This window comes from Azospirillum rugosum, assembly GCF_017876155.1.
In the GTDB taxonomy this organism is placed as follows: domain Bacteria; phylum Pseudomonadota; class Alphaproteobacteria; order Azospirillales; family Azospirillaceae; genus Azospirillum; species Azospirillum rugosum.
On the sequence record NZ_JAGINP010000008.1, the window covers coordinates 152,556 to 177,227 of the forward strand.

A 24,672-nucleotide genomic window follows, 5' to 3' on the forward strand; every position below is an offset into this window, starting at 1 on the left:
AGATCGCATGAGCACGAAGCGATGCTGTAACCTACATTCCTGAACGCAATCCCGCCCTGCCCCGACCGTCCCCCCCAAAATGATCCCGGAAATTTCGGCTGCGATGCTGTTCGGCGTCGCCGGCGTCTGTTTCGGCGCCAGCTGGGCGCTGTTCCGCTCGAAGAAGACCATCATCACGTTGCAGGCCCTATGCTCGGCCAGCTTCATCACCCATTACCTGCTGATCGGCGCGGTCAGCGGCGCCAGCATGAGCAGCCTGTCGCTCAGCCAGTCGCTGATGATCGCGTCCGGCCGCCGCAACCGTGCGTTGACCGTGCTCTACTGGTCCACGCTGCCGGCCATGATGCTGCTGACCGCCCTGACGTGGCACGGCCCGGCATCGCTGGCGTCGGGTCTGGGGCTGACGCTCGCGGCCTGCGGACGCTGGCAGACCAGCGTTCTGCGGCTGCGCCTGTTCTTCGTCGCCGGCTCGCTCGCCTGGATCGTCCACGACACGCTGGTCGGCTCGCCCTTCGGCTGCACCGCCAACATCGTCAACCTGTGCTTCAACCTCTGGACCATCCGCGCCCTGCTGCGCGAACGGCGTGAGACGATGGGCACCCCGGCCCTGGCCGCGGCGGCCTGACCATCCGCACGCACCGAAAAGCCGGCGACCGCGAGGCCGCCGGCTTTTTTGTTGGGGTTGGTCAGTTCGGGCCGCCGCAGAGCTGTTCGCGGTTCGTCTGCTTGGCGGCTTCCGCCGAAAAGCCGTAGGGCTCGACGATCTTGGCGAACTCGCCGGACGCCTTCATCTCCGCCAGCACCTTGTCGAAGGCGTCGCGGAGCGCGACGTCCTGCTTGCGGAAGGCGGCGCCGTCGCAATAGACCGGGGCGCCCTTCACCGGGGCCACCACCTCCACGTTCGGGTCGTTCGCCTTGGTGACGAGGTCGTGGATCGACAGGACCGGCAGCGAATAGACGTCGATGCGCCCGTCCTGGAGCATCTTCAGGCCGCTCTGCGGGTCCGGCACGACGATGACGCGGTCGCGCGGAACGCCGGCGTCGAGCGCCAGCTTCTCCTCCGTGCCGCCGCCCGGCGCGCCGATCTTCGCCTTCGGGTTCTTGGCGATGTCCTGGTAGGAGGTGAGCTGCAGCGGGTTGCCCTTCTTCAGCGCGAAGGCCTCCGCGTCGCAGAGGATCGGCTGGCTGTAGGCGACGGCGCGGCAGCGCTCCGGCTTCATGAACAGGCCGGCGGTGATCACGTCGAAGCGGCGCGCCTGGAGGCCGGGAATCATCGCGCCGTATTCGGAGATGGAGCCGACGACGTCGCCGACGCCCAGCTTGCCCATCACGGCGCGGGCGACGTCCGGGGCGGCTCCGGACACGGTGCCGTCCGGCTTCACCGCGGTGTAGGGAGGCTCGTTGGCGATGCCGATGCGGACGAAGCCCTGCTCCTTCAGCTTGGCGAGCGGGTCGTCCGCGGCATTGGCGGGGCTTGCTGCGAACGCACCCAGAAGGGCGACGGCGGCCGCGCCGAGAACACGGGTCCGGAAGGTCTTCGAGTGTGTCATGTCGGTCTTCCCTTGGTGAAGGTTGCTTCCTGTTCGATCGGTCGTCTTTCTTGTTTTCCCCTGGCTTTCGGCCTCAGTCCTCCAGGGTTCCCACCACCGCGATGCAGTCGCCGGCCTTCACGAGGCCGGGGAAGTGGCGGGCGGCCAGGATGCCGTCCAGGCCGGCCCGGTAGTCGGACGGCGCCTGGCCCGTGCGCCCGATGGGATGGATGCGCGCCAGCAGGTCGCCCTTGCGCACCGGCTCGCCCAGGTCGACGCAGGGCTCGATCAGCCCGGCGTCCTCGGCGAAGCGGAAGCAGTCGGCCGACGGCATGTCGAGCCAGCGGGTCGGCGCCGTCTCCACGGTGCCGGCCAGGATGCCGGCGTGGCGCAGCACGTTGGCGATGCCCCGCTTGGCGATGGCGATGGTCGAGGCCCGGCCGGTGCCGCCGCCGCCCAGCTCCGTCGTCACGAACAGCTTGCCCTGCTCCTCCGCCGCGGTGTCGTACATGCCGACCGCGTCGATCTCCAGCATGCGCATGGAATAGGGGGCGGAGAAGGCGGCCACCGCCGCGAAGCAGCGCGCCTCCTGTTCCTTGTCGGGCAGGATGTGGGCGGCGGCGAAGGGCACGAAGTCCAGCGTCTTGCCGCCCGAATGCAGGTCCATCACCACGTCCGCCATGGGCAGCAGGGTGCGGTTGAAATAGTCCGCGATCTTCTGCGTCACCGTCCCGTCCGGCCGTCCGGGGAAGCTGCGGTTCAGGTTCCCCTTGTCGATGGGCGAGGTGCGGGTGCCCGCCTGGAAGGCCGGGTAGTTCATCGCCGGAACGATGATGACCCGGCCCGTGACCTGCTCCGCCTTAACCGTGCGGGCGAGGTCGAACAGGGCCACGGCCCCCTCATACTCGTCGCCGTGGTTGGCGCCGGTCAGCAGCGCGGTCGGCCCCGGCCCATTGCGCACGACGGTGACGGGGATCATCACCGATCCCCAGGCGGAATCGTCGCGGCTGTAGGGCAGGCGCAGGAAGCCGTGCTGCACGCCATCGCGGTCGAAATCGACCGTCGGCGCGATGGGGGACGGCGGCAGCGTGTCGAGCGGCATCGGCGACTCCGTCACGACTTCACGAACAGCTTGCGCGGCACGTTGGCGAGGCATTCGACGCCGCTGTCGGTGATGGCGATGCTCTCGGTGATCTCCAGCCCCATATCCTCCAGCCACAGGCCGGTCATGAAGTGGAAGGTCATGCCGGGTTCCAGCACCGTGCGATCGCCGGGGCGCAGGCTCATGGTCCGCTCGCCCCAGTCCGGCGGGTAGCTGAGGCCGATCGGGTAGCCGGTGCGGTTGTCCTTGGTGATGCCGTACTTCTTCAGCACGGCGAAGAAGGCGTTGGCGATGTCCTCGCAGGTGTTGCCGGGGCGCGCGGCGGCAAGGCCGGCTTCCATCCCCTCCAGCGTCGCCTTCTCGGCGTCCAGGAAGGCCTGGGTCGGCGTGCCGAGGAACACCGTGCGCGACAGCGGGCAGTGGTAGCGCTTGTAGCAGCCGGCGATCTCGAAGAAGGTGCCCTCGCCCGTGCGCATGGGGCGGTCGTCCCAGGTCAGGTGCGGGGCGGAGGCGTCTGCGCCCGAGGGCAGCAGCGGCACGATGGCCGGATAGTCGCCGCCGATCCCGTCCACGCCGCGCGTGCCGGCGTCGTAGATCTCCGCCACGAGGTCGCACTTGCGCATGCCCGGCTCGATGGTGTCGAGGATGCGCTGGTGCATGGCCTCCACGATGCGCGCGGCCTTGCGCATGTAGTCCAGTTCCTGCGCGCTCTTCACCGCGCGCTGCCAGTTGACCAGCGCGGTCGCGTCGCTGAAGCGCGCGTTCGGCAGGTGGGTGGTCAGCGAGCGGAAGGCGGCGGCGGTGAACCAGTAATTGTCCATCTCCACGCCGATGGAGGCCTTGCCCCAGCCGCGATCCTCCAGGATGCGCGACAGCAGGTCCATGGGGTGGCGCTCGGTCGATTGGACGTAGTGGTCCGGGTAGCCGATGATGTTGTCGTGGGCGAGGTAGGCGGTGCGCTTGGCCCCGTTGGCGTCCTGGCCGCGGCCGTACCAGATCGGCTCCCCGTCCGGCGGCACGACGACGCACTGGTGGACGTAGAAGGACCAGCCGTCATAGCCGGTCAGCCAGGCCATGTTGGATGGATCGGTGACGATCAGCACCTCCACGCCGGCCTTTTCCATGGCCTTGCGGGTCTTGGCGAGCCGGGCCGCGTATTCGTCCCGGCTGAAGTTCAGGGTCGGTTCGGGCATGTTTGTCCTTTCGAAAAAGGCTGTGCCGAGCCCTTGCGGGCGTCAGGCGGGCGTCAGGCGTCGAAGACGGTTCCGGCGTTGGCGGCGAGCGCTCGGCCGCGCGCCAGCGTGGCGATGGCGGTGTCCTGGACCCCGGTGCCGGTGAGGTCGCAGACGGTGATCTGGTCGGGCGACGTGCGGCCGGGCGCCTGCCCGGCGATCACGGCGCCCAGTTCGGGGAAGGCGTGGTCGGCCGGGACGGCACCCGCGGCAATGGCGTGGTGCAGCTCGCCCAGCCGCCGCACCTGCTTCAGGCTGTCGGCGACGTAAAGGTCGGCGCGGGCGAGCACGGCCGGTTCCAACTCGTTCTTGTGCTCGGCGTCGGAGCCCATGGCGGTGACGTGCTGGCCGGGCGACAGCCAGTCGGCGAAGAGGATCGGCGCGTCGGCCGGCGTGGTGGTGACGACGATGTCGGCCCCGGCCACGGCCGCGCGCCCCTCGGCCATGGCTTGGACGGGGATGCCCAGACGGTCGGACAGGCGCGCCGCCGCTGCGCTCGCGCGGGCCGGGTCGCGGGCCCATAGCCGCGCCTCCCGGATCGGGCGGACGAGAGTCAGCGCCTCCAGCTGCAAGGCGGCCTGGACGCCGGCCCCGAAGACGGCGGCGATGGAGGAGTCGGGGCGCGACAGGTGCTTGGCGGCGACCGCCCCGGCCGCGGCGGTGCGCACGTCGGTCAGGTAACCGTTGTCGAGCAGCATGGCCTCCACCAGCCCGGTCCGGGCGCTGAGCAGCACCATCAGCCCGTTGACGCTGGGCAGGCCGAGCGTGGGGTTGTCGAAGAAGCCGGGGCTGATCTTGATGGCGAATCCGTCCAGGCCCGGCACGTAGGCGGTCTTCACGTCGACCTCCCCGCGGTGCTCCGGGATGTCGAGGCGCAGGATCGGCGGCATGGCGACCGGCTTGGTGGCGAGCGCCAGGAAGGCGTTCTCCACGCAAGAAACGGCGTCCTGGTCGAGCGGGACGAGGCGGCGCAGCTCCGCCTCCGTCAGGATGGTCATGCGGGGCATGCGGTTTCTCCCGTGGCATCGCCGCAGACGATCCGGCGGTGCAGGTCCATGTCGATGTTGCGGCCGGACAGCAGCGCGACGGTCGGCCCGCGCAGCCCGATTTTTTCTGGGATCTTGCCGGCGAGGAGCGCCGCGATGCCCACGGCTCCGGCCCCCTCGACAATCTCCTGTTCGCGGGTGTAGGCGTGCCTGATGCCGGCGGCGATCTCCGCCTCGGTCAGCAGCACGACCCCGTCGAGAAGGCTGGCGGCGAGGCGGAAGGTGTGACGGTTGGCGAGCCCGATGCCGCCGCCCAGCGAGTCCGCCAGCGTTTCCAACTCCTCCACCAGCACCGGCTTTCCGGCGGTCAGGCTGGCGTGCATGGCGGCACCACGCTCCATGGAGACGCCGACCACCCGCGCCTGCGGGCGAAGCGCCTTAACCGCCAGCGCCACGCCGCCGATAAGGCCGCCGCCGGAAAGGGGAACCAGCACCAGATCGACGTCCGGCACCGCCTCCACGATCTCCAGCCCCAGCGTCCCCTGCCCGGCGATCACGCCGGCGTCGTCGAAGGGCGGGACGGTCGCGAAGCCTTCCTCGCGAACGAGGCGATCGACCTCTTCCTGCGCGTCGTCCTGGGAGCGGCCGACGATGCGGATCTCCGCCCCCAGCGCGCGGATGCCCTCCACCTTGTTGGCCGGGACCAGCGCCGACATGCAGACCACGCAGCGCACCCCGGCCTGGGCGGCCGCAAACGCCAGCGCCCGCCCATGATTGCCGGTGGAGGCCGCCGCCACGCCTTTTGCCAACGCGGAATGGGGCAGCGCCAGCAGGGCGTTGGTGGCGCCGCGCAGCTTGAAGCTGCCGGTGGTCTGCCGCGTTTCCAGCTTCAGGAAGACCGGCGCGCCGCAGCGTTCCGTCAGGGTGGGAGAGGCGACGGTCGGCGTCTCCGCGATCCGCCCGCTCAGCCGCGCCCGCGCGCGGAAGACGTCCTCCAGCCCGATGCCGTGATCGGCCATGGTCAGGCTCCCTCCGGCAGGGGAAGGGTCATCAAACGGCCGAACTCCGGCCGCTGTTGGGCGTCGCCGCACAGGCGCAGCGCCGCCCAGGCCGTGGCCTGGTTGCTGGTCACCACCGGGCGGCCGATGGCCTCCTCGATGCGGCGCGCCACCAGCGCGGAGCGCAGCGCGGTGCAGGAGACGAACAGCGCCTCCGCGTCGGCCGGCATCGCCTCCACCGCCGCCTGGACCAGCGAGTCCGGCGAAAGTCGCGCCATCACCCGGTCGTCGTCGAGGTCGAGGTAGGTGAAGCCCGCGATGTCGAAGCCGTGGCCGGCGAAATAGGCGGCCATCGGGCGCGCGGTTTCCTCCGTGTAGGGGGTCAGCACCGCGATGCGCTTCGCATTGAAGGCCCGCAGGCCCAGCCGCGCCGCCGACGGCGGAGTCAGCACCGGCACGCCGGGTTTGGCGTTGCGGATGGCCCGCTCCACCGTCTCGTCGCCCATGACGACGGAGGCGGACGTGCAGGAATAGACGACCACGTCCAGATCCTCGTCGGGCAGGATCAGGGCGGCGCCCTCCTCCAGCCGGGGCTGCATGCGTCGCAGGTTTTCCGGCGTGGTCGGGTTGGCGTAGGCGATGCGCGCGGTGTAGACCCCGACCGTCTCGCCCGCCACCATGCGCCGGAAGTCCGGCTCGCTGGTGTGGTCGGTGGCGAGGACGACGAGGCCGACGCGCTTGGGGACCGGGCGGTCGTCGAAACGCAGCGGTATGTCGGCGCGGGTGATGGTGATCGTGTCCATAATCAAAAATCCAGTTACCGGTAGCGGCGGAAGCGGCGTTCCAGCAGGTGCAGGGCGGGCACGGCGATCAGGCTGATCGCCAGGAACAGCACCCCGACCAGCGTCATCGGCTCCAGGTAGCGGTAGTTGAAGTTGGCGACGCTCCGCGCCTGACTCATCAGCTCGACCACCGTGATGGCCGACAGCAGCGGCGTTTCCTTGAACATCGCGACGAAGTAGTTGGCGAGCGCCGGGATCATCGGCGGGATCGCCTGCGGCAGGATGATGTGTTGCCAGGTCTGAACGGCGGTCAGGTTGCAGGCCTTGGCAGCCTCCCACTGGCCGCGCGGGGTGTTGTCGATGCCGGCGCGGAAGACCTCCGCCATGTAGGTGGCGTAGTGGACGCCGAGCCCGATCACCCCCGCGGTCAGCGGCGACAGCAGGATCCCCGCCCCCGGCAGCACGTAGAAGAGGAAGTAGAGCTGCACCAGAAGCGGCGTGCCGCGGATGAACTCCACCAGGAAGGCGGTGATGCGGGACACCAGCCGGTTCGGCGACCGCCGCAGCAGCGCGAAGGCCAGCCCGACGACCGCCGCCAGCGCCGAGCCCAGCACCGTGGCGAGCACGGTGATCTTCAGCCCGTCCAGCAGGGTCGGCATGATTTCTCGTACGAACGCCCAGTCCCATTCCATGGCGGACCTCAGTGCCGGATGCCGTCGAGGCCGCGCGTCATGCGGCGCTCAAGGGTCTTCATGCCGAACGAAATCGCGGACGCGAGCGCGAAGTAGATGACCAGCACCGTCAGGAACGGGATGGCCGTGCTGCCCGTCTGGGAGCGCACGACCTGCGCCTGGAAGGTCAGGTCGGTCAGCGAGATCAGCGAGACGACGGAGGTCGCCTTCAGCAGCTCGATGGCGTTGTTGCCGAAGGTTGGGATCATCACCACGAAGGCCTGCGGAAGCAGGACGTGGCGCAGCCCCTGCCAGCGCGTCAGATTCAGCGCGACGCAGGCCTCGTGCTGCTCCCGCCCGATGGACTGGACGGCGGAGCGCACCACCTCCGCCCCGTAGGCGCCGACGTTGAGCCCCAGCGCCAGCACGCCGGCCTGGAGCGGCGTCAGCTCGAACCCGATCAGCGGCAGGACGAAATAGGCCCAGAACAGCTGGACGAAGATCGAGGTGCCGCGGAAGAACTCGATGTAGGCGAGCGCCAAGGCGCGCACCGCCCAGAAGCGCGACAGCCGCCCCAGCCCGGCGGCGAAGGCCACCGGCAGAGCCAGCGCGCAGCCGAGCACGGTGAGTTCCACCGTGACCCGCGCGCCGTCGAGCATCAGCCCGATGTAGCCAGACCAGTCCCCCATGAACGGCCTTTCAAGAAATCGGAAAAGAGGCGGTCAGATGCGCTGGCCGGCAGCGATGATCTTCTTCAGGAAGGTCTGCGTGCGCTCATTGCGCGGGTTGGTGAAGATGTCACCGGGCGGTCCCTCCTCCACGATGCGGCCGCGGTCGAAGAACAGCACGCGGTCGGCAAAGTCGTGCGCGAAGCTCATCTCGTGCGTCACGAGCAGCATGGTCATGTCGGTCTGGGTGCCCAGCATGCGCATGACGTTCAGCACCTCCTCCACCAGCTCGGGGTCCAGCGCGGAGGTCACCTCGTCGAACAGCATGATCCGGGGCTGGAGCGCCAGCGCGCGGGCGATCGCCACGCGCTGCTTCTGCCCGCCGGACAGGGCCGCCGGCATGGAATTGGCCTTGCCGGCCATGCCGACCATCTCCAGCAGCTCCATGGCCCGGCGCTGCGCGTCGGCCTTCCGCACGCCCTTGGTCAGCATCGGCGCCAGCGTCACGTTCTCCAGCACCGTCTTGTGCGGGAACAGGTTGAACAGCTGGAAGACCATGCCGATCTTGGCGCGCATGCGGTGCAGGTGCGCCTCGTCCGCCGGAACCAGCCGGCCGTTGCGCTCCATGTGGAACAGGTAGTCGCCGTCGACCCGGATAACGCCGCTGTCGATGCGTTCCAGCGTCATCAGCGTGCGCAGGATCGTCGTCTTGCCGGAGCCGGACGGGCCGATCAGCGCCAGTTTCTCCCCCGGCATCACGGAAAAGCAGAGGTCCTTCAGCACGGTGAAGGAGCCGTAGCTTTTTGTGACGTGATCGATGTGTATGATGGGCTCAGTCATGCCGGTCTCCCGTCTCGTCGGTGCGGCAAGCGATGTCGCGCAAACGATGCGGCCGGCCCTAAATCATGTCAATGCACAAAATCGAATCATGACAATTTAAACAGATTGTGGTTGTCCGGCCGGGATGAACCACGTCAAATGGCGAGCAGCACCGGCTCCGGGTCGCTGTTCAGCAAATTGACGATGACGCCCAGCCCGGCGCGCAGCTCGCTTTCGGTGGTCGAGGCGATGGAGATGCGCAGCGCCCCCGCCCGCGCGCCGGGCGAAATGGCGAAGGCGGACCCTGCGGCGACCGCGACCCCCTGGAGACGGGCGTGCGACACGAAGGTCGCTTCCGGCCGGCTGTCGCCCAGCGGCAGCCAGACGTGCAGCCCCTCGGGATGGCCGCGGTACGGAATCCCCGCCAGGATCTCGGCCGCCAGTTCGTGGCGGCGGCGCAGGGCGCGGCGCTGCCAGCGGACCATCTCCATGGCGAAGCCGCTCTCGACCCAACGGGTTGCCATCTCCGCGATCAGCGGGGTCGCCATCCAGTTGGTCACCAGATGCCGGTTGGCGACCGCCGCGATCAGCCGGTCCGGCACGACGAGATAGCCGGTGCGCAGGCCCGGCATCACGCATTTGGTGAAGCTGGTGACGTAGAGCGTGCGTTCGGGCGCCAGGGCGGCGAGCGGGGGCCGCCGCTCCTCCAGGATGGGGCCGAGCGGGTCGTTCTCGATGATCGACAGGTTGTGCCGCTGCGCCACCCGCACGATGTCGGCGCGGCGAGCCGCCCCCATGTGGCTGGCCGTCGGGTTGATGGGGCTGGGCATCACGAACAGCGCCCGCACCGTCCCGTCGCGGCAGGCGGCGTCCAGCGCGTCGGGCAGCAGCCCCTGCTCGTCGATCGCCACGCCGCGCAACTTGATCCCCATGTAGGAGGCGAGCGGCAGAAGCGTGTGGTGCCCGATCTCCTCCGTCACCATGGTGGAGCCCGGCGGGGCGGCGGCCATCAGCGCGATGGTCATGCCAGCGGTGGCGCCGTTGGTCAGCGTGACGTTGGCCGCACTGGTTTCCACCCCACAGTCGCGCAGCCAGGGCACGGCGGCGGCGCGGTGGCGGGCGAACAGCGTGTTGGGCCGGAAGGACAGCACCACCGACGGCGGCAGGGAGGAGGCAAGCTCCACCAGCCCCTGCTTCATCGCCTCCACATGCAGGGGGTCGCACACCGGCTTCAGGATCGACAGGTCGATGACCTCGTCCACCCGCTGCGGGATGAAGGGCGGGTCCGGTTCGGACTTGGCGGCGCGGACGAAGGTGCCCCGCCCGGTCTCCCCGCTGATCAGGCCGCGGCGGATCAGTTCCTCATAGGCGCGGCTGACCGTCTGGACGGAAATGCCCAATTGGTCGGCAAGCTGCCGGTGCGTCGGCAGCCGGTCGCCGACCGCCAGATGCCCTTCGGCAATGGCGCTTTGCACCTGTTCGGCCAGCGACAGGTACACCGGCCTGCTCAAGGCCGCAGCATCGGGGTGCCACTTTGTCATGCAACATTTCTGCGCAAAATCAGGACATTTGACAATGGAGAAAAGCACGGACATCGTGGATGCGCACCGTGACACTTGGACGCCCGCACCAGCCGGATCATGACCGACCTGAAGCTCGACCCCATCGACCTGCGCATCCTGGCGGAAATCCAGCGCGACGGGCGCATCACCAAGCTGGCGCTGGCTGACCGCGTCGGGCTGTCGCCCACCCCCTGCTGGGTGCGGCTGCGCCGGTTGGAGCAGGCGGGGATCGTCACCGGCTATCACGCCCGCCTCGCCCTGCGGCAGGTAACCCCCTTCGCCATGGTGATGGTGGAGGTGACGCTGGGCGCCCACCGGCAGAGTGACTTCGACCGCTTCGAGCGGGCCGTGCGCGACGAGCCGCACATCGTGTCCTGCTGGTCGGTCGGCGGCGGGCTGGACTACATCCTGCGCGTCGTGGCGCGCGACGTGGACGCCTACCAGCGCATCATCGACCGGCTTCTGGAGAGCGAGGTCGGGATCGACCGGTATTTCACCTATATCGTGACGCGGACGGTCAAGGATGAGCCGGCGATGCCGCTGGATGCGCTGATGGGTGGTGGGGCGTAGGGGAATAGAGGGGAGTGGTCGCGTTGGGCCCCCACCCTAACCCTCCCCCACTTCGCGGGGGAGGGGACTGCCGCCGCTCGCGCGCTTAACCCCTCCCCCCGCGAAGTGGGGGGAGGTCGGGAGGGGGGCCCAGTGCGACCACTTCCTACACACCCGCAGAGACTTTCTCTCCACATCCCCCGCCGCGAAGAGACTTCCTCCACGCGGCGGCCCAGCTTCAGACACCTTCTCCGCCGGCACCCGGTAGCCTTGGGGGACGACTTTCCCCGAGCGACCGGAGGCGCCCATGACCGCACAGTTTGCCCGGCCGGACACCCACGATGCCCTTGGCCGCCTGACCGACCGGCGGCTGTTGCGCGAACTCGGCTACATCGGCGGGCGCTGGACCGCCGCTCGTGACGGGGCCACCGTCACCGTGCGGGATCCGGCCGGCGGCGGCACCGTCGCCCATGCCGCAGCACTTGGCGCCGAGGAGGCGCGCGCCGCCGTCGATGCGGCAAGCGCCGCCTTTCCCGCCTGGCGCGCGCTGCTGCCGCAGGAACGGGCGGTGCTGTTGCGCGGCTGGTTCGACCGCATCGTCGCGGCCAAGGAGGACCTTGCCCTGCTGATGACTCTGGAGCAGGGCAAGCCGCTGGCGGAATCGCGCGGGGAAATCGACTACGCCGCGTCCTTCGTCGAATGGTACGCGGAGGAGGCCAAGCGGGTGACGGCGGAAGGCGTCTGCGGTCACCTGCCCGGCGCCGAGATGATGGTCCGGCGGGAGCCGCTGGGCGTCGTCGGCGTCGCGACGCCGTGGAACTTCCCGTCCGCCATGCTGACGCGCAAGGCCGCGGCGGCGCTGGCCGCGGGATGCACGGTGGTGGCGCATGCCTCGCACCACACGCCGTTGTCGGTGCTGGCGCTTGCCGAACTGGCGGAGCGCGCGGGGCTTCCGGCCGGCGTCCTCAACGTGCTGACCGGCGATCCGGAGCCCATCGTCGGCGCCTTCTGCGACGACGCGCGGGTGCGCGCCATGAGCTTCACCGGATCGACCGAAATCGGCCGGCTGATCGCCGCGCGCTGCGCGCCGACCATGAAGCGGCTGGTGATGGAGCTGGGCGGCCATGCGCCGCTGCTGGTCTTCGAGGACGCCGACCTCGACCGGGCGGTGGACATCGCCGTGGATGCGAAGTTCGCCACCTCCGGCCAGGATTGCCTCGCCGCCAACCGCATCTTCGTGCAGCGCCCGATCTATGAGGCCTTCTGCGCGGCCTTCGCCGCCCGCGTCGCGGCGCTGGCCGTGGGACCGGGCCTGCGGGAGGGCGTGCAGATCGGCCCGCTGATGCACGAGCGCGCTGTCGCCAAATGCGCGGAGCATGTGCAGGATGCGGTGGAGCGCGGCGCGCGCTGCCTGACCGGCGGCGGGCGGCACCCGGCCGGGCCGCTGTTCTTCGCGCCGACCGTTCTGGCCGACGTGGCCCCGGACGCGCGCATCATGAGCGAGGAGACCTTCGGCCCCGTCGCCGCCATCCTGCCCTTCGACACGGAGGAGGAAGCGGTGGCCCGCGCCAACGACACCGACTACGGCCTCGTGGCCTACGCCGTGACGCGGGACGCCGGGCGCGCCCTGCGCCTGTCGCGGGCGTTGGAGTACGGGATGGTGGCGGTGAACCGGGTGAAGATCACCGGCGCGCCCATCCCCTTCGGCGGGGTCAAGCAGTCCGGGCTGGGCCGCGAGGGCTCCCGCCACGGGCTGGAGGCCTTCACCGACCTGAAATACGTCTGCCTCGACCTCGCCTGAACCGATTTTTTCGCTGGGAATGACCGCCATGACCGACCGCTCCAACGAACTGACCGCCTGGGACCGCGACCACTTCTTCCACCCCTCCACCCACATGGCGGCGCACGCGCGCGGCGACACGCCGACCCGCGTGGTGACCGGCGGCGAGGGCGTCTACATCGTGGACCGCGACGGCCGGCGCAGTCTGGACGCCTTCGCCGGGCTGTACTGCGTCAACGTCGGCTACGGGCGCCGCCAGATCGCCGACGCCATTGCGGAGCAGGCGGGCAAGCTCGCCTACTACCACGCCTATGTCGGGCATGGGACGGAAGCGTCGGTCACGCTGTCCAAGATGATCATCGACCGCGCGCCGCAGGGCATGTCGCGCGTCTATTTCGGCCTGTCGGGCTCCGACGCCAACGAGACGAACATCAAGCTGGTCTGGTACTATAACAATGTGCTGGGCCGGCCGGAGAAGAAGAAGATCATCTCGCGCTGGCGCGGCTATCACGGATCGGGCGTGATGACCGGCAGCCTGACCGGGCTGGAGCTGTTCCACAAGGCCTTCGACCTGCCCCGCCCGCCGATCCTGCACACGGAAGCCCCCTACTACTTCCGCCGCGCCGACCGCTCCATGACCGAGGAGCAGTTCTCCCAGCACTGCGCCGACAAGCTGGAGGAGATGATCCTGGCCGAAGGGCCGGACACCGTCGCCGCCTTCATCGGGGAGCCGGTGTTGGGCACCGGCGGCATCGTCCCGCCGCCCGCCGGCTACTGGGAGAAGATCCAGGCGGTGCTGGCCAAATACGACGTCCTGCTCATCGCCGACGAGGTGGTGACCGGCTTCGGGCGGCTGGGCAGCATGTTCGGCTCCGACCATTACGGCATGAAGCCGGACCTGATCACCATCGCCAAGGGCCTGACCTCCGCCTACGCGCCACTGTCCGGCACCATCGTGTCGGAGCGGATGTGGCGGGTGCTGGAGAAGGGATCGGACCAGATGGGGCCGATCGGCCATGGCTGGACCTACTCCGCCCACCCCATCTGCGCGGCGGCCGGTGTTGCCAACCTGGCGCTGATCGACGAGATGGGCCTCGTCGACAACGCGCGGGAGACCGGCGCCTATTTCCGCGCGGCGCTGGCCGAGGCGCTGGCCGGGCACCGGCTGGTCGGCGAGGTGCGCGGCGAGGGGCTGATGGCCGCCGTGGAGTTCGTCGAAGACAAGGACGACCGCCGCTTCTTCCCGGCCGAGGCGAAGGTCGGCCCGCGCCTGTCCGCGGCGATGCTGGAACGCGGCGTCATCGCCCGCGCCATGCCGCAGGGCGACATCCTGGGCTTCGCCCCGCCGCTCTGCCTGACGCGGGAGGAGGCGGACACGGTGGTGGCCGCGGCGCTGGGCGCCGTGAAGGCCGTCGCGGCCGAGCTGTGACCCCGGAACGCTGGAGGCGATGACCATGGACAGCCTGCCCCGCACCATGCACGCCGTCGTCCTGACCGGGCACGGCGGGCTCGACCGGCTCGTTTACCGCGACGACGTGCCGGTCCCCTCCCCGGCGCCCGGCGAGGTGCTGGTGGAGGTGTCGGCCTGCGGCATGAACAACACCGACGTCTGGGTGCGCGAGGGCGCCTACGGCACGGAAAGCGACCCGGACGCCGTGTCCTCCTGGCGTGGGCGGGGGGAGCGATCCACCCTGACCTTCCCGCGCATCCAGGGCACCGACACGGTGGGGCGGATCGTCGCCGTGGGCGAGGGCGTGCCGCCGTCCCGCGTCGGCGAGCGGGTGGTGGTCGACTTCAGCATCTACAACGCGGAGGACGACAGCCTCGCCGACATCGACTACATCGGGCACGGGCGGGACGGCGGCTACGCCGACTACATGACCTGCCCGTCCGACCACGCCCATGCCACCACCAGCACCCTGACCGACACGGAGCTGGCGACCTTCTGCTGCGCCTATCTGACCGGGGAGCACATGCTGGACCGCGCCGCCGTCGCCGCGGGGGAGCGGGTGCTGGTCACCGGCGCGTCGGGGGGCGTCGGCTCCGCGATCCTCCAGCTCTGCCGCGCGCGGGGCGCCATCCCCTACGCCGTCACCGCGCCCGGCAAGGAAGCCGCGATGCTGGAGATCGGGGCGGAGGCCGCCATCTCCCGCACCGCCCCCGACCTGCCCGCCGCGGTGGCCGAGGCGACGGGCGGGCGGCCCATCGACGTGGTCGCCGACCTCGTCGGCGGGCCGATGTTCAACGACCTGCTGCGCATCCTGCGGCCGGAGGGGCGCTACACCACCGCCGGGGCCATCGCCGGGCCGGTGGTGCAGCTGGACCTGCGCACGCTGTACCTGAAGCATCTGCAGCTGCACGGGTCTTCCCAGGGGACGCGCGGCGCCTTCCGCCGGCTGCTCCGCTACATCGAGGAGGGCCGGATCAGGCCGCTGCTGGCGGGCACCTACCGCCTGTCGGACTTCCACCGGGCGCAGCGGGACTTCATGGGCAAGGGCTTCGTCGGCAAGCTGGTCGTGGTTCCCGACCGGAAATGGCCGGACGGGAAATAGGGCCAAGTCGCGCGCAAGTATGATGATGAACGGATCCGCCGATCGTCATTGAAACCCAAGCAAGAAGGCATTGACCAAGGCGAAACATCGCCATGGCGGCCGCGCCCGCTTCCGGCCCGGTCGCCATTATACCCGTCCATTCCTGTGGAACCCACGTCTTGCGAACCGGTTACGGTTTTCCTTCCCATGGGAAAGCCTATGTCTTTCGAACGAGTGCCATTTTTCGGGAGGCACTCTATCAATGACATACCAAAGGTTCCGACCGGAAAGCAGGGGACTCCTTCGAATGAGCGGAAGCGGCGGAACGGCCATGGAAACGGCTGCCCCGACCTTTCTCGCCGGGGGCGGCGAAATGGGCGAACGCATGCGGACCTTCGACTGGTCCGCCACGCCGTTGGGTGTGCCCGAGACCTGGCCGCAGAGCCTGAAGACCGCCATCCGGATCATGCTGACCTCGCGGCAGCCGATCTGGATCGGCTGGGGACCCGACCTGCTGTTCTTCTACAACGACGCCTACAAGACGATCATCGGCGGCAAGCACCCGCACAGCCTGGGCCAGCCCACCGCGGTCGTGTGGCGGGAGATCTGGGGCGACATCGGCCCGATGCTCGCCCAGGCCATGACCGGCATCGAGGGCACCTACGTCGAGAACCAGCTCCTGATCATGGAGCGCTACGGCTATCCGGAGGAGACCTACTACACCTTCTCCTACAGCCCGATCCCCGACGACGACGGCAACGCCGGCGGGATCATCTGCGCCAACACCGACGACACCCTGCTGGTGATCGGGGAGCGTCAGCTCTCCCTGCTGCGGGACCTGGCCGCCAGCGCCGGCGACGCCCGCAGCAGCGACGAGGTGTGCGAGCGCAGCGCCCGCGCGCTGGAGGCCGACGCGCACGACCTGCCCTTCGCCCTTCTGTACCTGGCCGAACCGGGTGGGACGACCTATTCCCTGTGCGCGCGGAGCGGGATCGGCCGAAACCATCCCGCCGCCCCCGAAACCCTGACGGACGCGCCGGACTCGGTCTGGCCGGTGCCCGACCGGTCGCGCGGCGTCGAGCTGGTGACCGATCTGCAAGCGCGGTTCGGCGCGGGGCTGCCCACCGGCCCGTGGGGCAAGGCGCCGGAGCAGGCCGCCGTCCTGCCGCTGCCCGCGGCGAGCGAAAGCGGGCGCGACGGGATCCTGATCGTCGGCCTCAGCCCGTTCCGGCTGTTCGACGACAACTACCAGCGCTTCGTCGGGCTGGTCGCCGGCCAGATCGCCGGGGCCATCGCCAACGCCGACGCCTATGAGGGGGAGCGCCGGCGCGCCGAGGCCCTGGCGGAGATCGACCGCGCCAAGACCGCCTTCTTCTCAAACGCCAGCCACGAGTTCCGCACGCCCCTGACCCTGATGCTGGGTCCGGTCGAGGCGATGCTGGACCGCAACCCGCCCGAGTCCGGCCCGGACGCGGTGGTCGACCGCGTTGATCTGGAGCTGGTGCACCGCAACGGGCAGCGCCTGTTGCGCCTGGTCAACGCGCTGCTGGACTTCTCGCGCATCGAGGCCGGCCGGATGCGCGCGGCGTTTGAGCCCGTCGACCTGGCGGCCTACACCGCCGATCTGGCGAGCAGCTTCCGGTCGGCCATGGACAAGGCGGGCCTGCGCTACCGGATCGCGTGCCCACCGCTGTCCGAACCGGTCTGGATCGACCGTGACATGTGGGAGAAGATCGTCCTCAACCTGATCTCCAACGCCTTCAAGTTCACGCTGTCGGGCGAAGTTTCGGTCACCGTGACGGCGGAGGACGGGCAAGCGGTGCTGCGCGTGCAGGACAGCGGCGCCGGCATCCCGGAGGCCGAGTTGGGACGGGTGTTCGACCGCTTCCACCGGATCGAGGGGCAGGTCGGCCGCACCTACGAGGGAACGGGCATCGGGCTGGCGCTGGTGAAGGATCTGACCAACCTGCACGGCGGCACCGTCGCGGTGGACAGCCGCGTGGGCGAAGGCACCACCTTCACCGTCGCCGTTCCCTTCGGAAAGGCCCATGTCCCGCCGGCGGAGCATCACCGGGAACCGCCGCAGGCCCCGCCCCAAACCGCCACGTCGACGCGCGCCGACATGTTCGTGGCCGAGGCGCTGCAATGGCTGCCGGACGCCGACTCGGCGCCGCGGCCGGTTCCCATGGCGGCCGAGGCGTCGGAGCGCGCGAAGGGAAAGACCGTCCTTCTGGCCGACGACAACACCGACATGCGCGGCTATGTGGAACGGCTGCTGACCACCGCCGGCTACCGGGTGGAGGCGGTGGCCGACGGCCGGGCGGCGGTGGCGCGCGCCCACCAGGTGCGGCCGGACCTCGTGCTGTCCGACGTCATGATGCCCCTTCTGGACGGCTTCGGGGTGATCGACGCCCTGCGCCGGCACCCGGACACCAAGGAGCTTCCCATCATCCTGCTGTCCGCGCGGGCGGGGGAGGAGGCGTCCATCGAGGGGTTGCAGGCGGGCGCCGACGATTACCTGGTGAAGCCCTTCAGCGCCCGCGAGCTTCTCGCCCGGGTGGAGGGCGCGCTGCGGCTGGCGGAGCTGCGCCGGGAGACGAACGCGACCCTGCGCGAAGCCAACGAGGAGCTGGAACAGCGCGTCGCGGAACGGACGGTCGAGCGCGACCGGGTCTGGCGGAACTCCCGCGACCTGCTCGTCGTGCTCGGCATGGACGGGGTGTTCCGGTCGGTCAACCCGGCGTGGACCGCCATCCTGGGGCACGCGCGGGAGGAGGTGGAGGGCCGCAGTTTCCACGACTTCGTCTGGTCCGAGGACGCGGACTGGACGCAGAGCGGATTCAACGCCGCGGTGGCGAAGCAGGACCTGACCAATTTCGAGAACCGGTACCGGCACAAGGACGGCACGCCGCGCTGGATTTCCTGGCAAACGGCGGTGGAAGGGGATCTCCTCTACGCCTATGGGCGGCACATCACGGCCGAAAAGGAACAGGCGGAGGTGCTGCGCCAGACGGAAGAACAGCTGCGGCGGGTCCAGAAGATGGAGGCCGTGGGCCAGCTGACCGGCGGTGTGGCGCACGACTTCAACAACCTGCTGCAGGTCATCGGCGGCAATTTGCAGCTCCTCCTGAAGGACGTCGCCGGGCAATCGCGGGCGGAGCACCGGGTGCGCAACGCGCTGAGCGGGGTGTCGCGCGGGGCCAAGCTGGCCTCCTCGCTGCTGGCCTTCGCGCGGCGCCAACCGCTGGAGCCGCGGGCGGTCAACCTGGGCCGGCTGATCCGCAGCCTGGACGACATGCTGCGCCGCGCGCTGGGTGAGGAGATCGAGATCGAGGTGATCAGCGGCGGCGGGCTGTGGAACACCATGGTCGACCCGGCCCAGGTGGAGAACGCCCTGCTGAACCTGGCGATCAACGCCCGCGACGCCATGGGCGGGCGCGGCACGCTGACCATCGAGAGCGGCAACGCCGAGCTGGACGACCAGTACGCCGCCCGGCACGAGGATGTCCGGGCCGGCCAATACGTGATGCTGGCCGTCACCGACACCGGCTGCGGCATGGCGCCCGACGTGATCGATCGGGTGTTCGAGCCCTTCTTCAGCACCAAGCCGGAGGGACAGGGCACCGGGCTGGGGCTCAGCATGGTCTACGGCTTCGTCAAGCAGTCGGGCGGGCACATCAAGATCTACAGCGAACCCGGCCACGGGACGACGATCCGCCTCTACCTGCCGCGCACGCAGGAGGCCGAAGACCTGCCGGTCGCCCTCGACGCCACGCCGGCGCATGGCGGCAGCGAGACCGTGCTGGTCGTGGAGGACGACGAGGACGTGCGGCAGACCGTGGTGGACATGCTGAACGACCTGGGTTACCGCGTGCTCCAGGCGCGGGACGCCCAGAGCGCGCTCGCCATCCTGGAAAGCGGCGTGGCGATCGACCTGCTGTTCACCGACGTCGTCATGCCCGGCCCGCTGCGCAGCCCGGAGCTGGCCCGCAAGGCGCGCGAGCGGCTGCCGAACCTGGCGGTGCTGTTCACCTCCGGCTACACGCAGAACGCCATCGTCCACGGCGGCCGGCTCGACGCCGGGGTGGAGCTGCTGAGCAAGCCCTACACGCGGGAGGTTCTGGCCCGCAAGCTGCGCCACGTCCTGCGCAACCAGCAGCAGAAGGACACCGCCCTTGTGCCGTCCCAGGCGTCCGCGACGGAACCCGATGCCGGCGGGGCGCAGGGCGGCCTGCGCGTGCTTCTGGTGGAGGACGACGCGCTGATCCGCATGACCACGGAGGAAATGCTGGTCAGCCTGGGCCACACGGTGATCGAGGCGGCGGACGCCGAGGACGCCCTGGCGGCGATCGATGGGGATGAGTCCGTTGACGTGCTGATGACGGACATCAGCCTGCCGGGCCTGTCGGGCGAACAGTTGGCCGCAAGGCTGCGCCAGCGCTTCCCCGGGCTGCCGGTGGTGTTCGCGTCGGGATACGACCGCGCCGCCGACCGGCCGGCCCCGGACTGGTCCGGCCCCGCCGTCCACCTGTCCAAGCCCTACGACGTCGCCACGCTGAAGGACGCGCTGCGGACGGCCGTGCGGGACCAGCCGCGGCGCCCCTGACGCCATGACGCGGGGGCGGCGTCCCGGTTCGGGATCAACCATCGTCATGCGGAGCGCGCTCGGCGCGTCCGTGCTGGTGCTCGCGGCGGCGGCCCACGCCGACTCCCTCGACAGGGGCAGCGACCCCTGGGCGAGCCTGTCCAGTTCGCTGTTCAGCCACATCGGCCCGGGCGAGGGCCTGCCCTACTCCGTCGGTTCGGCGCTGGCGCAGGACGGCGAGGGCTATGTCTGGATCGGCACGCCCGGCGGGCTGGCGCGCTGGGACGGCTATCGCATGCGGGTGTTCCGGCACCGCACCGAAGATCCGGACTCCCTGCCCGAGAACATCGTCACGCACCTGTTCACCGACGCCCAGGGCCGGCTTTGGCTCGGCACGGCGTCGGGCCTCGTCGCGCGGTACGACTCCCGTCAGGACCGCTTCGTCACCTTCCGCGACCAGGGCAGCGGCCTCGGCCGGCTGAGCGGACTGGCGGACGACGGGGAGGAGGGGGCCTGGGCCGTCGGGAACAGCGGGCTGGCCCACCTCGACGGCCGGTCCGGGCGATGGCGCCGCGACAGGCCCGAGGATGTCGGCCTGCCGCCGGGGGAAATCCGCAGCGTGCTGCGCGACCGGTCCGGGACGCTCTGGCTCGGCACCGCGGCCGGGCTGCGGCGCCGCGCCGCCGGCGAGGAGCGTTTCCGCGCGGTGGACGGCCCTGCGGGCTCCGTCGTCGCCACGGCCCTATTCGAGGACTCCTCCGGCACGATCCGCTTCGGCACGGCGGCCGGTCGGTTCGGCAGCATCGTCGGGACCGAGGCGCGCTTGGTGGAGGCCATGGCCCCGTCGGGGCAGCGGGTGTCCGCCATCGTCGAGCCCGAGCCCGGAACGCTGTGGATCGCGGAGTTCGGCGGGGGCATCCGGGAACTGGACGTGGCGACCGGCGCCGTCCGCTCCTTCCGCAACGATCCGGCCAGCCCGACCAGCATCGCCGACGATTCCATCCTCGGCCTCCTGGTCGACCGGTCGGGCCTTGTGTGGGCGAGCGGGCTGGGCGGGGTGGACCGCCACGACCCGCACGACCGCGGTATCCTGACCGTCCTTCCCGGCAAACCGTCCGGACTGCCGGGCAAATATGTGCGCAGCATGACGGTCCGCGCCGACGGCAAGGTCTGGCTGGCGTTCCGCGACAAGGGGATCGCCCTGCTCGACCCCGCCGCGGGCCGCATCGAACAGGTCATCGCCCCGTCGGAGGAACCGGGCAACGGTCTGCCCGGCACCATGATCCAGGCCATCGCCACGCCCGAAGGCGGCCCCGAGAACGCCGAGGTCTGGGCCGGAACGACCGGCGGCCTGTACCGGGTCCAGGCCGCCATTGGACCATCGTCTGGCGGGACGGCGTCCGTCTTCCGGCCGCTGGGCATGGCCAACATCCTGTCCCTGATGGCCGACGGGCCCACGCTGTGGGCCGGGGGCAGCATGGGGCTGGCGCGCATCGACCCGCAACGCGGGACCGTGGAGCTGTTCAAGCACCAGGCCGACCGGCCGGACAGCCTCAGCGACAACAGCGTGCAGAGCCTGCTGCGCGACGGTGCGGGACGGCTCTGGGTGGGCACCCAGCGGGGCCTGAACCTGTTCGATCCGGCGCGGGGGGCCTTCCGCCGGTTCCTGCACGACCAGGACGACCTGACCAGCCTGCCCAACGACATCGTCCACACGCTGCTGGAGGACGGCCAGGGACGGCTTTGGGTCGGCACGGCCGGCGGCATCGGCATTCTCGACCCTTCCGAGGAACCGTTCGACAGCGGCCGTGCCCGCTTCCGGACGCTCAACGCCGCGAACGGGCTGCCGCACGACACGGTCACGGTGCTCCAGGAAGGCGACGACGGGCGGATTTGGGCCGCCGGCGGCGACCGTCTCGCCACGATCGATCCGCAGACCCTGACCATCCGCAACTTCGGCCCGATGGACGGCGCCGGAATCCGCACCCATTGGGTCGGGTCGGGCGCCCGGCTGCCCGACGGCACGCTGCTGTTCGGCGGGTTCGGCGGGATGACCGTGGTCAAGCCCGGTCGCCGGCCGCAGTGGGAGTTCCAGCCGCCGCTGGTGGCGACGGACATCCGCGTCGGCGGCCGGACGGTCCCGCCCTCATCACCCATCGTCGTCACGCCCGACGACCGCAGCGTGAGGGTGGAGTTCGCCGCCCTGGACTTCTCCGCGCCGGAGCGCAACCGCTACGCCTACCGGCTGGAGCCGTTCGACGACCGCTGGACCGAAACGGACGCCGGCAACCGGACGGCGACCTACACCAACCTGTCCCCGGGCCGCTACACGCTCAGCATCCGCGGAACGAACCGCGACGGGGTGTGGAGCGGCCACACGCTGTCCATCCCGCTCCAGGTGCTGCCGGCCTGGTACCAGACCCTGTGGTTCCGGACCGCCGCCGCAATCGCCGGCCTGTCGATCCTGGTCGGCGCCGTGCAGGGGTGGACCGCCCTGCTCCGCCGCCGCCAGCGGGAGTTGGAGCGTCAGGTCGCGCAACGCACCGCGGAGGTCGAGACCGAGCGCGCCCGCGCCCTGGCCGGGGAGGCCGGCGCGCGCCGCGCGATGGAGGAGGCCGAGGCGGCCAACCGGGCGAAATCGCGGTTCCTGGCCGTGGTCAGCCACGAAATCCGCACGCCCCTGAACGGCGTGCTGGGGATGCTCCAGCTGCTCGACCCGAAGGCGATGGACGGCGAGCAGCGCCGCTACCTGGAGATCGCTAAGACGTCGGGCAACCTGCTGGCCAGCCTGGTCGAAAGCGTCCTGGAATACGGGCGTAGCGAGGCCGAGGAGGACGGGGTTGAACTGGGCGTCGTCGACCCGCGGCACCTCGTCACCAGTGCTGCGGACCTGTTCGCCGTCCAGGCGGCCGGCAACGGCGTGCGCGTTGACGTGTCCATCGGCGCGCGGGTGCCGCCGGCGATCCGGTGCGCCCGGGTCCGGCTGACCCGCGTCCTGCACAACCTGCTCGGCAACGCCGTCAAGTTCACGGCACAGGGCCGGATCACCATCTCGCTCGACTTCGCGCCGCAAGCCGGCAACACGCGCGGCGACCTGCGCCTCAGCGTCGCGGACACCGGGATCGGCATCGCCCCGGACCTTCGGGAAGCGATTTTCCAGGACTTCGTGCAGGCGGACGATTCCATCACGCGGCGCTTCGGCGGAACCGGGCTGGGGCTGGCGGTCTGCCGGCGGATCGCGACGACGCTGGGCGGCACCCTGACGGTGGAGAGCACGGTGGGCGTCGGCAGCACCTTCCGCCTGACGGTGCCGGTGGAGGCCGTGGCGGAGGAACCCGTGCACGCCGACGAAACGCCGGCGGGGAAGGAGGCGGCGCCCCTCGACATCCTGCTGGTCGACGACGACCCGGTGAACCGGCTGGTCGGCCAGGCGCTGATCGGCAAGCTGGGACATCGGGTGACGGCCGTCGACGGCGGGGCCGCCGCGGCCGAGGCCGCGTCCGTGAAGCGTTTCGACGTCGTCCTGATGGACATGCACATGCCGGAGATGGACGGGATCGAGGCGATCCGGCGCCTGCGCGCGCTGCGGGACGGCCATCCCGACACACTGCGCGTCGTCGTCATGACGGCCGACATGACCGCGGAAACGCGGGAGCGGTGCCGGCGGGCGGGCGTGGAGCGGGTGGTGTCCAAGCCGCTCCACCTCGACGCCGTGCGCAACGCCCTTTCGGATGATGGGGCGGTGGAGGCGTGGCTGGACCTCGCGTTCCTGCGCGTCCAGATGGACAGTCTGGGATTCGCCGGCCTGATCCGGCTGGGCCGTCTGTTCGCCCGGACGTCGCGCCGGACCCTGGCCGCCCTGGAGGCCGCGGCAGCGGCGGGCGACGCGGAGGCCGTGCGCGCCGAGGCGCACCGGCTGCGCGGCGCCGCCGGAGTCCTCGGCCTCACGCGGTTGTGCGCCGCCGCCGGTGCCATCGAGGCACGCACGGGCGGAGGCGCGGAGCTGGACTGGGACCGGATCGCCAGCCTGCGCGCCTTGCGCGCGGGATCCTTCAAGGCGCTGTTCAGGGCGGCGCGGATTCAGCAGGTTGAAGGTGTGGCCTACCCCATCACCAGCCCGCCGTCGACGTAGAGCGTCTGGCCGGTCATGAAGCGGCTCCAGTCCGAGGCCAGGAACAGGACCGGCCCCGTGACGTCGTCGGGGGTCGCGATCCGGCGCAGCGGGGTCTGGGCGATGATCATGTCCTTCACGCCCTCCTTCGTCGTCCGGCTGGCGTCGGTCGGGTAGACCAGCCCCGGCGCCACGCAGTTCACGCGGATGCCGAGCGGCCCGAGTTCCGTCGCCAGGTTGCGGCTGAAGCCGACCAAGGCGGACTTGGCGGTGGCGTAGTCGTGGTAGGGCACCGTCGGGCGGGCGACGAGGTCGGTCGTCATGTTGACGATGCTGCCCCGCGCGCGCCGGCGCATCAGCGGCAGCACAGCCTGGCAGACGTTGAAGGTGCCCCGCAGGGCGCCGTCGACCTGCCCTTGGTAATCGGCCCAGGCCGCGTCCCAGAACAGGGTCCGCTTGTCCGGGTCGAAGGCGTAGGGCCGGAAGGCGTTGTTGACCACGGCGTCGAGGGGACCGACCTCCTCCCCCACACGCTCCACCATGGCGCGCACGGCACCCTCGTCGGTCACGTCGGCCTGGACGGCCCAGCCGTCGCCGCCCAGGGCGCGGCAGTCCTCCGCCACCCGCTCCGCAGCGTCCGCGTTGCGCAGGTAGTTGACGACGACCATCGCCCCTTCCGCCGCGAAGGCCTTGGCGATGGCGGCGCCGATGCCGCGGCTGGCGCCGGTGACGAGGACGGTCTTTTCCCGGAAGTCCATGGATCCGCG

At 70.4% G+C, this 24,672-nt stretch carries 18 protein-coding genes; 7 read left to right on the top strand and 11 right to left on the bottom strand.

All coding sequences use genetic code 11. From position 1 onward, the window contains the following. The first annotated feature begins 103 nt into the window (after positions 1 to 103). On the top strand, positions 104 to 625 hold the full coding sequence (locus J2851_RS13080) for a YgjV family protein (protein WP_209766713.1): 522 nt from the start codon (positions 104 to 106) through the stop codon (positions 623 to 625). A 61-nt stretch (positions 626 to 686) separates the two neighbouring features. On the opposite strand, the gene ehuB is transcribed toward J2851_RS13080, so the two are convergent. From ehuB to ehuR, 10 genes are all read right to left on the bottom strand, one after another. Then, a complete protein-coding gene (ehuB, locus tag J2851_RS13085) occupies positions 687 to 1,550 on the bottom strand; it encodes an ectoine/hydroxyectoine ABC transporter substrate-binding protein EhuB (RefSeq protein WP_209766714.1) in 864 nt (287 codons plus the stop codon). A gap of 73 nt (positions 1,551 to 1,623) precedes the next feature. Further along, entirely contained in the window at positions 1,624 to 2,631 is a 1,008-nt protein-coding gene (gene doeB / locus J2851_RS13090) for a N(2)-acetyl-L-2,4-diaminobutanoate deacetylase DoeB (RefSeq protein ID WP_209766715.1), read from the bottom strand. Between the two features lie 11 nt (positions 2,632 to 2,642). Continuing rightward, positions 2,643 to 3,824, bottom strand: a complete 1,182-nt coding sequence (doeA, locus tag J2851_RS13095; protein WP_209766716.1) for an ectoine hydrolase DoeA — start codon at positions 3,822 to 3,824, stop codon at positions 2,643 to 2,645. Between the two features lie 53 nt (positions 3,825 to 3,877). After that, positions 3,878 to 4,870: an ectoine utilization protein EutC gene (eutC, locus tag J2851_RS13100; RefSeq protein WP_209766717.1), complete on the bottom strand. Its 993-nt coding sequence runs from the start codon at positions 4,868 to 4,870 to the stop codon at positions 3,878 to 3,880. Beyond that, complete coding sequence (eutB, locus tag J2851_RS13105; protein ID WP_209766718.1) at positions 4,858 to 5,868, bottom strand: hydroxyectoine utilization dehydratase EutB; 1,011 nt, start codon at positions 5,866 to 5,868, stop codon at positions 4,858 to 4,860. The genes eutC and eutB overlap by 13 nt, the downstream gene beginning before the upstream one ends. Positions 5,869 to 5,870: 2 nt before the next feature. After that, positions 5,871 to 6,650 (bottom strand): ectoine utilization protein EutA, encoded by a 780-nt coding sequence (gene eutA, locus J2851_RS13110; RefSeq protein WP_209766719.1) that lies wholly within the window; start codon positions 6,648 to 6,650, stop codon positions 5,871 to 5,873. Positions 6,651 to 6,664: 14 nt separating this feature from the next. Then, positions 6,665 to 7,321, bottom strand: coding sequence for an ectoine/hydroxyectoine ABC transporter permease subunit EhuD (gene ehuD, locus J2851_RS13115; protein WP_209766720.1), 657 nt, complete (start codon positions 7,319 to 7,321; stop codon positions 6,665 to 6,667). A gap of 8 nt (positions 7,322 to 7,329) precedes the next feature. Further along, positions 7,330 to 7,989 (bottom strand): ectoine/hydroxyectoine ABC transporter permease subunit EhuC, encoded by a 660-nt coding sequence (ehuC, locus tag J2851_RS13120; RefSeq protein ID WP_209766721.1) that lies wholly within the window; start codon positions 7,987 to 7,989, stop codon positions 7,330 to 7,332. Positions 7,990 to 8,022: 33 nt separating this feature from the next. Next, positions 8,023 to 8,808, bottom strand: coding sequence for an ectoine/hydroxyectoine ABC transporter ATP-binding protein EhuA (gene ehuA / locus J2851_RS13125; protein WP_211114316.1), 786 nt, complete (start codon positions 8,806 to 8,808; stop codon positions 8,023 to 8,025). Between the two features lie 134 nt (positions 8,809 to 8,942). Next, positions 8,943 to 10,382, bottom strand: a complete 1,440-nt coding sequence (ehuR, locus tag J2851_RS13130) for a MocR-like ectoine utilization transcription factor EhuR (protein WP_484793078.1) — start codon at positions 10,380 to 10,382, stop codon at positions 8,943 to 8,945. A 21-nt stretch (positions 10,383 to 10,403) separates the two neighbouring features. On the opposite strand from ehuR, the gene J2851_RS13135 reads away from it, so the two are divergent. The 6 genes from J2851_RS13135 (at position 10,404) to J2851_RS13160 (ending at position 23,926) form a co-directional block, all read left to right on the top strand. Beyond that, on the top strand, positions 10,404 to 10,919 hold the full coding sequence (locus tag J2851_RS13135) for an Lrp/AsnC family transcriptional regulator (protein WP_246500624.1): 516 nt from the start codon (positions 10,404 to 10,406) through the stop codon (positions 10,917 to 10,919). Positions 10,920 to 11,205: 286 nt separating this feature from the next. Further along, on the top strand, positions 11,206 to 12,699 hold the full coding sequence (locus J2851_RS13140) for an NAD-dependent succinate-semialdehyde dehydrogenase (RefSeq protein WP_209766723.1): 1,494 nt from the start codon (positions 11,206 to 11,208) through the stop codon (positions 12,697 to 12,699). Between the two features lie 28 nt (positions 12,700 to 12,727). Further along, the gene (locus tag J2851_RS13145) at positions 12,728 to 14,107 is read left to right on the top strand and encodes an aspartate aminotransferase family protein (protein WP_246500625.1); all 1,380 of its coding nucleotides are present in this window, start codon (positions 12,728 to 12,730) and stop codon (positions 14,105 to 14,107) included. Positions 14,108 to 14,132: 25 nt separating this feature from the next. Continuing rightward, the gene (locus J2851_RS13150) at positions 14,133 to 15,230 is read left to right on the top strand and encodes an alcohol dehydrogenase family protein (RefSeq protein WP_209766725.1); all 1,098 of its coding nucleotides are present in this window, start codon (positions 14,133 to 14,135) and stop codon (positions 15,228 to 15,230) included. Positions 15,231 to 15,540: 310 nt separating this feature from the next. Further along, positions 15,541 to 19,815, top strand: a complete 4,275-nt coding sequence (locus J2851_RS13155) for a response regulator (RefSeq protein ID WP_209766726.1) — start codon at positions 15,541 to 15,543, stop codon at positions 19,813 to 19,815. A 46-nt stretch (positions 19,816 to 19,861) separates the two neighbouring features. Next, positions 19,862 to 23,926: a hybrid sensor histidine kinase/response regulator gene (locus J2851_RS13160; RefSeq protein ID WP_209766727.1), complete on the top strand. Its 4,065-nt coding sequence runs from the start codon at positions 19,862 to 19,864 to the stop codon at positions 23,924 to 23,926. Here the strand turns inward: J2851_RS13160 and J2851_RS13165 are convergent. Next, positions 23,896 to 24,663 (bottom strand): 3-oxoacyl-ACP reductase, encoded by a 768-nt coding sequence (locus J2851_RS13165; RefSeq protein ID WP_209766728.1) that lies wholly within the window; start codon positions 24,661 to 24,663, stop codon positions 23,896 to 23,898. The genes J2851_RS13160 and J2851_RS13165 overlap by 31 nt on opposite strands. Positions 24,664 to 24,672 lie beyond the last annotated feature (9 nt).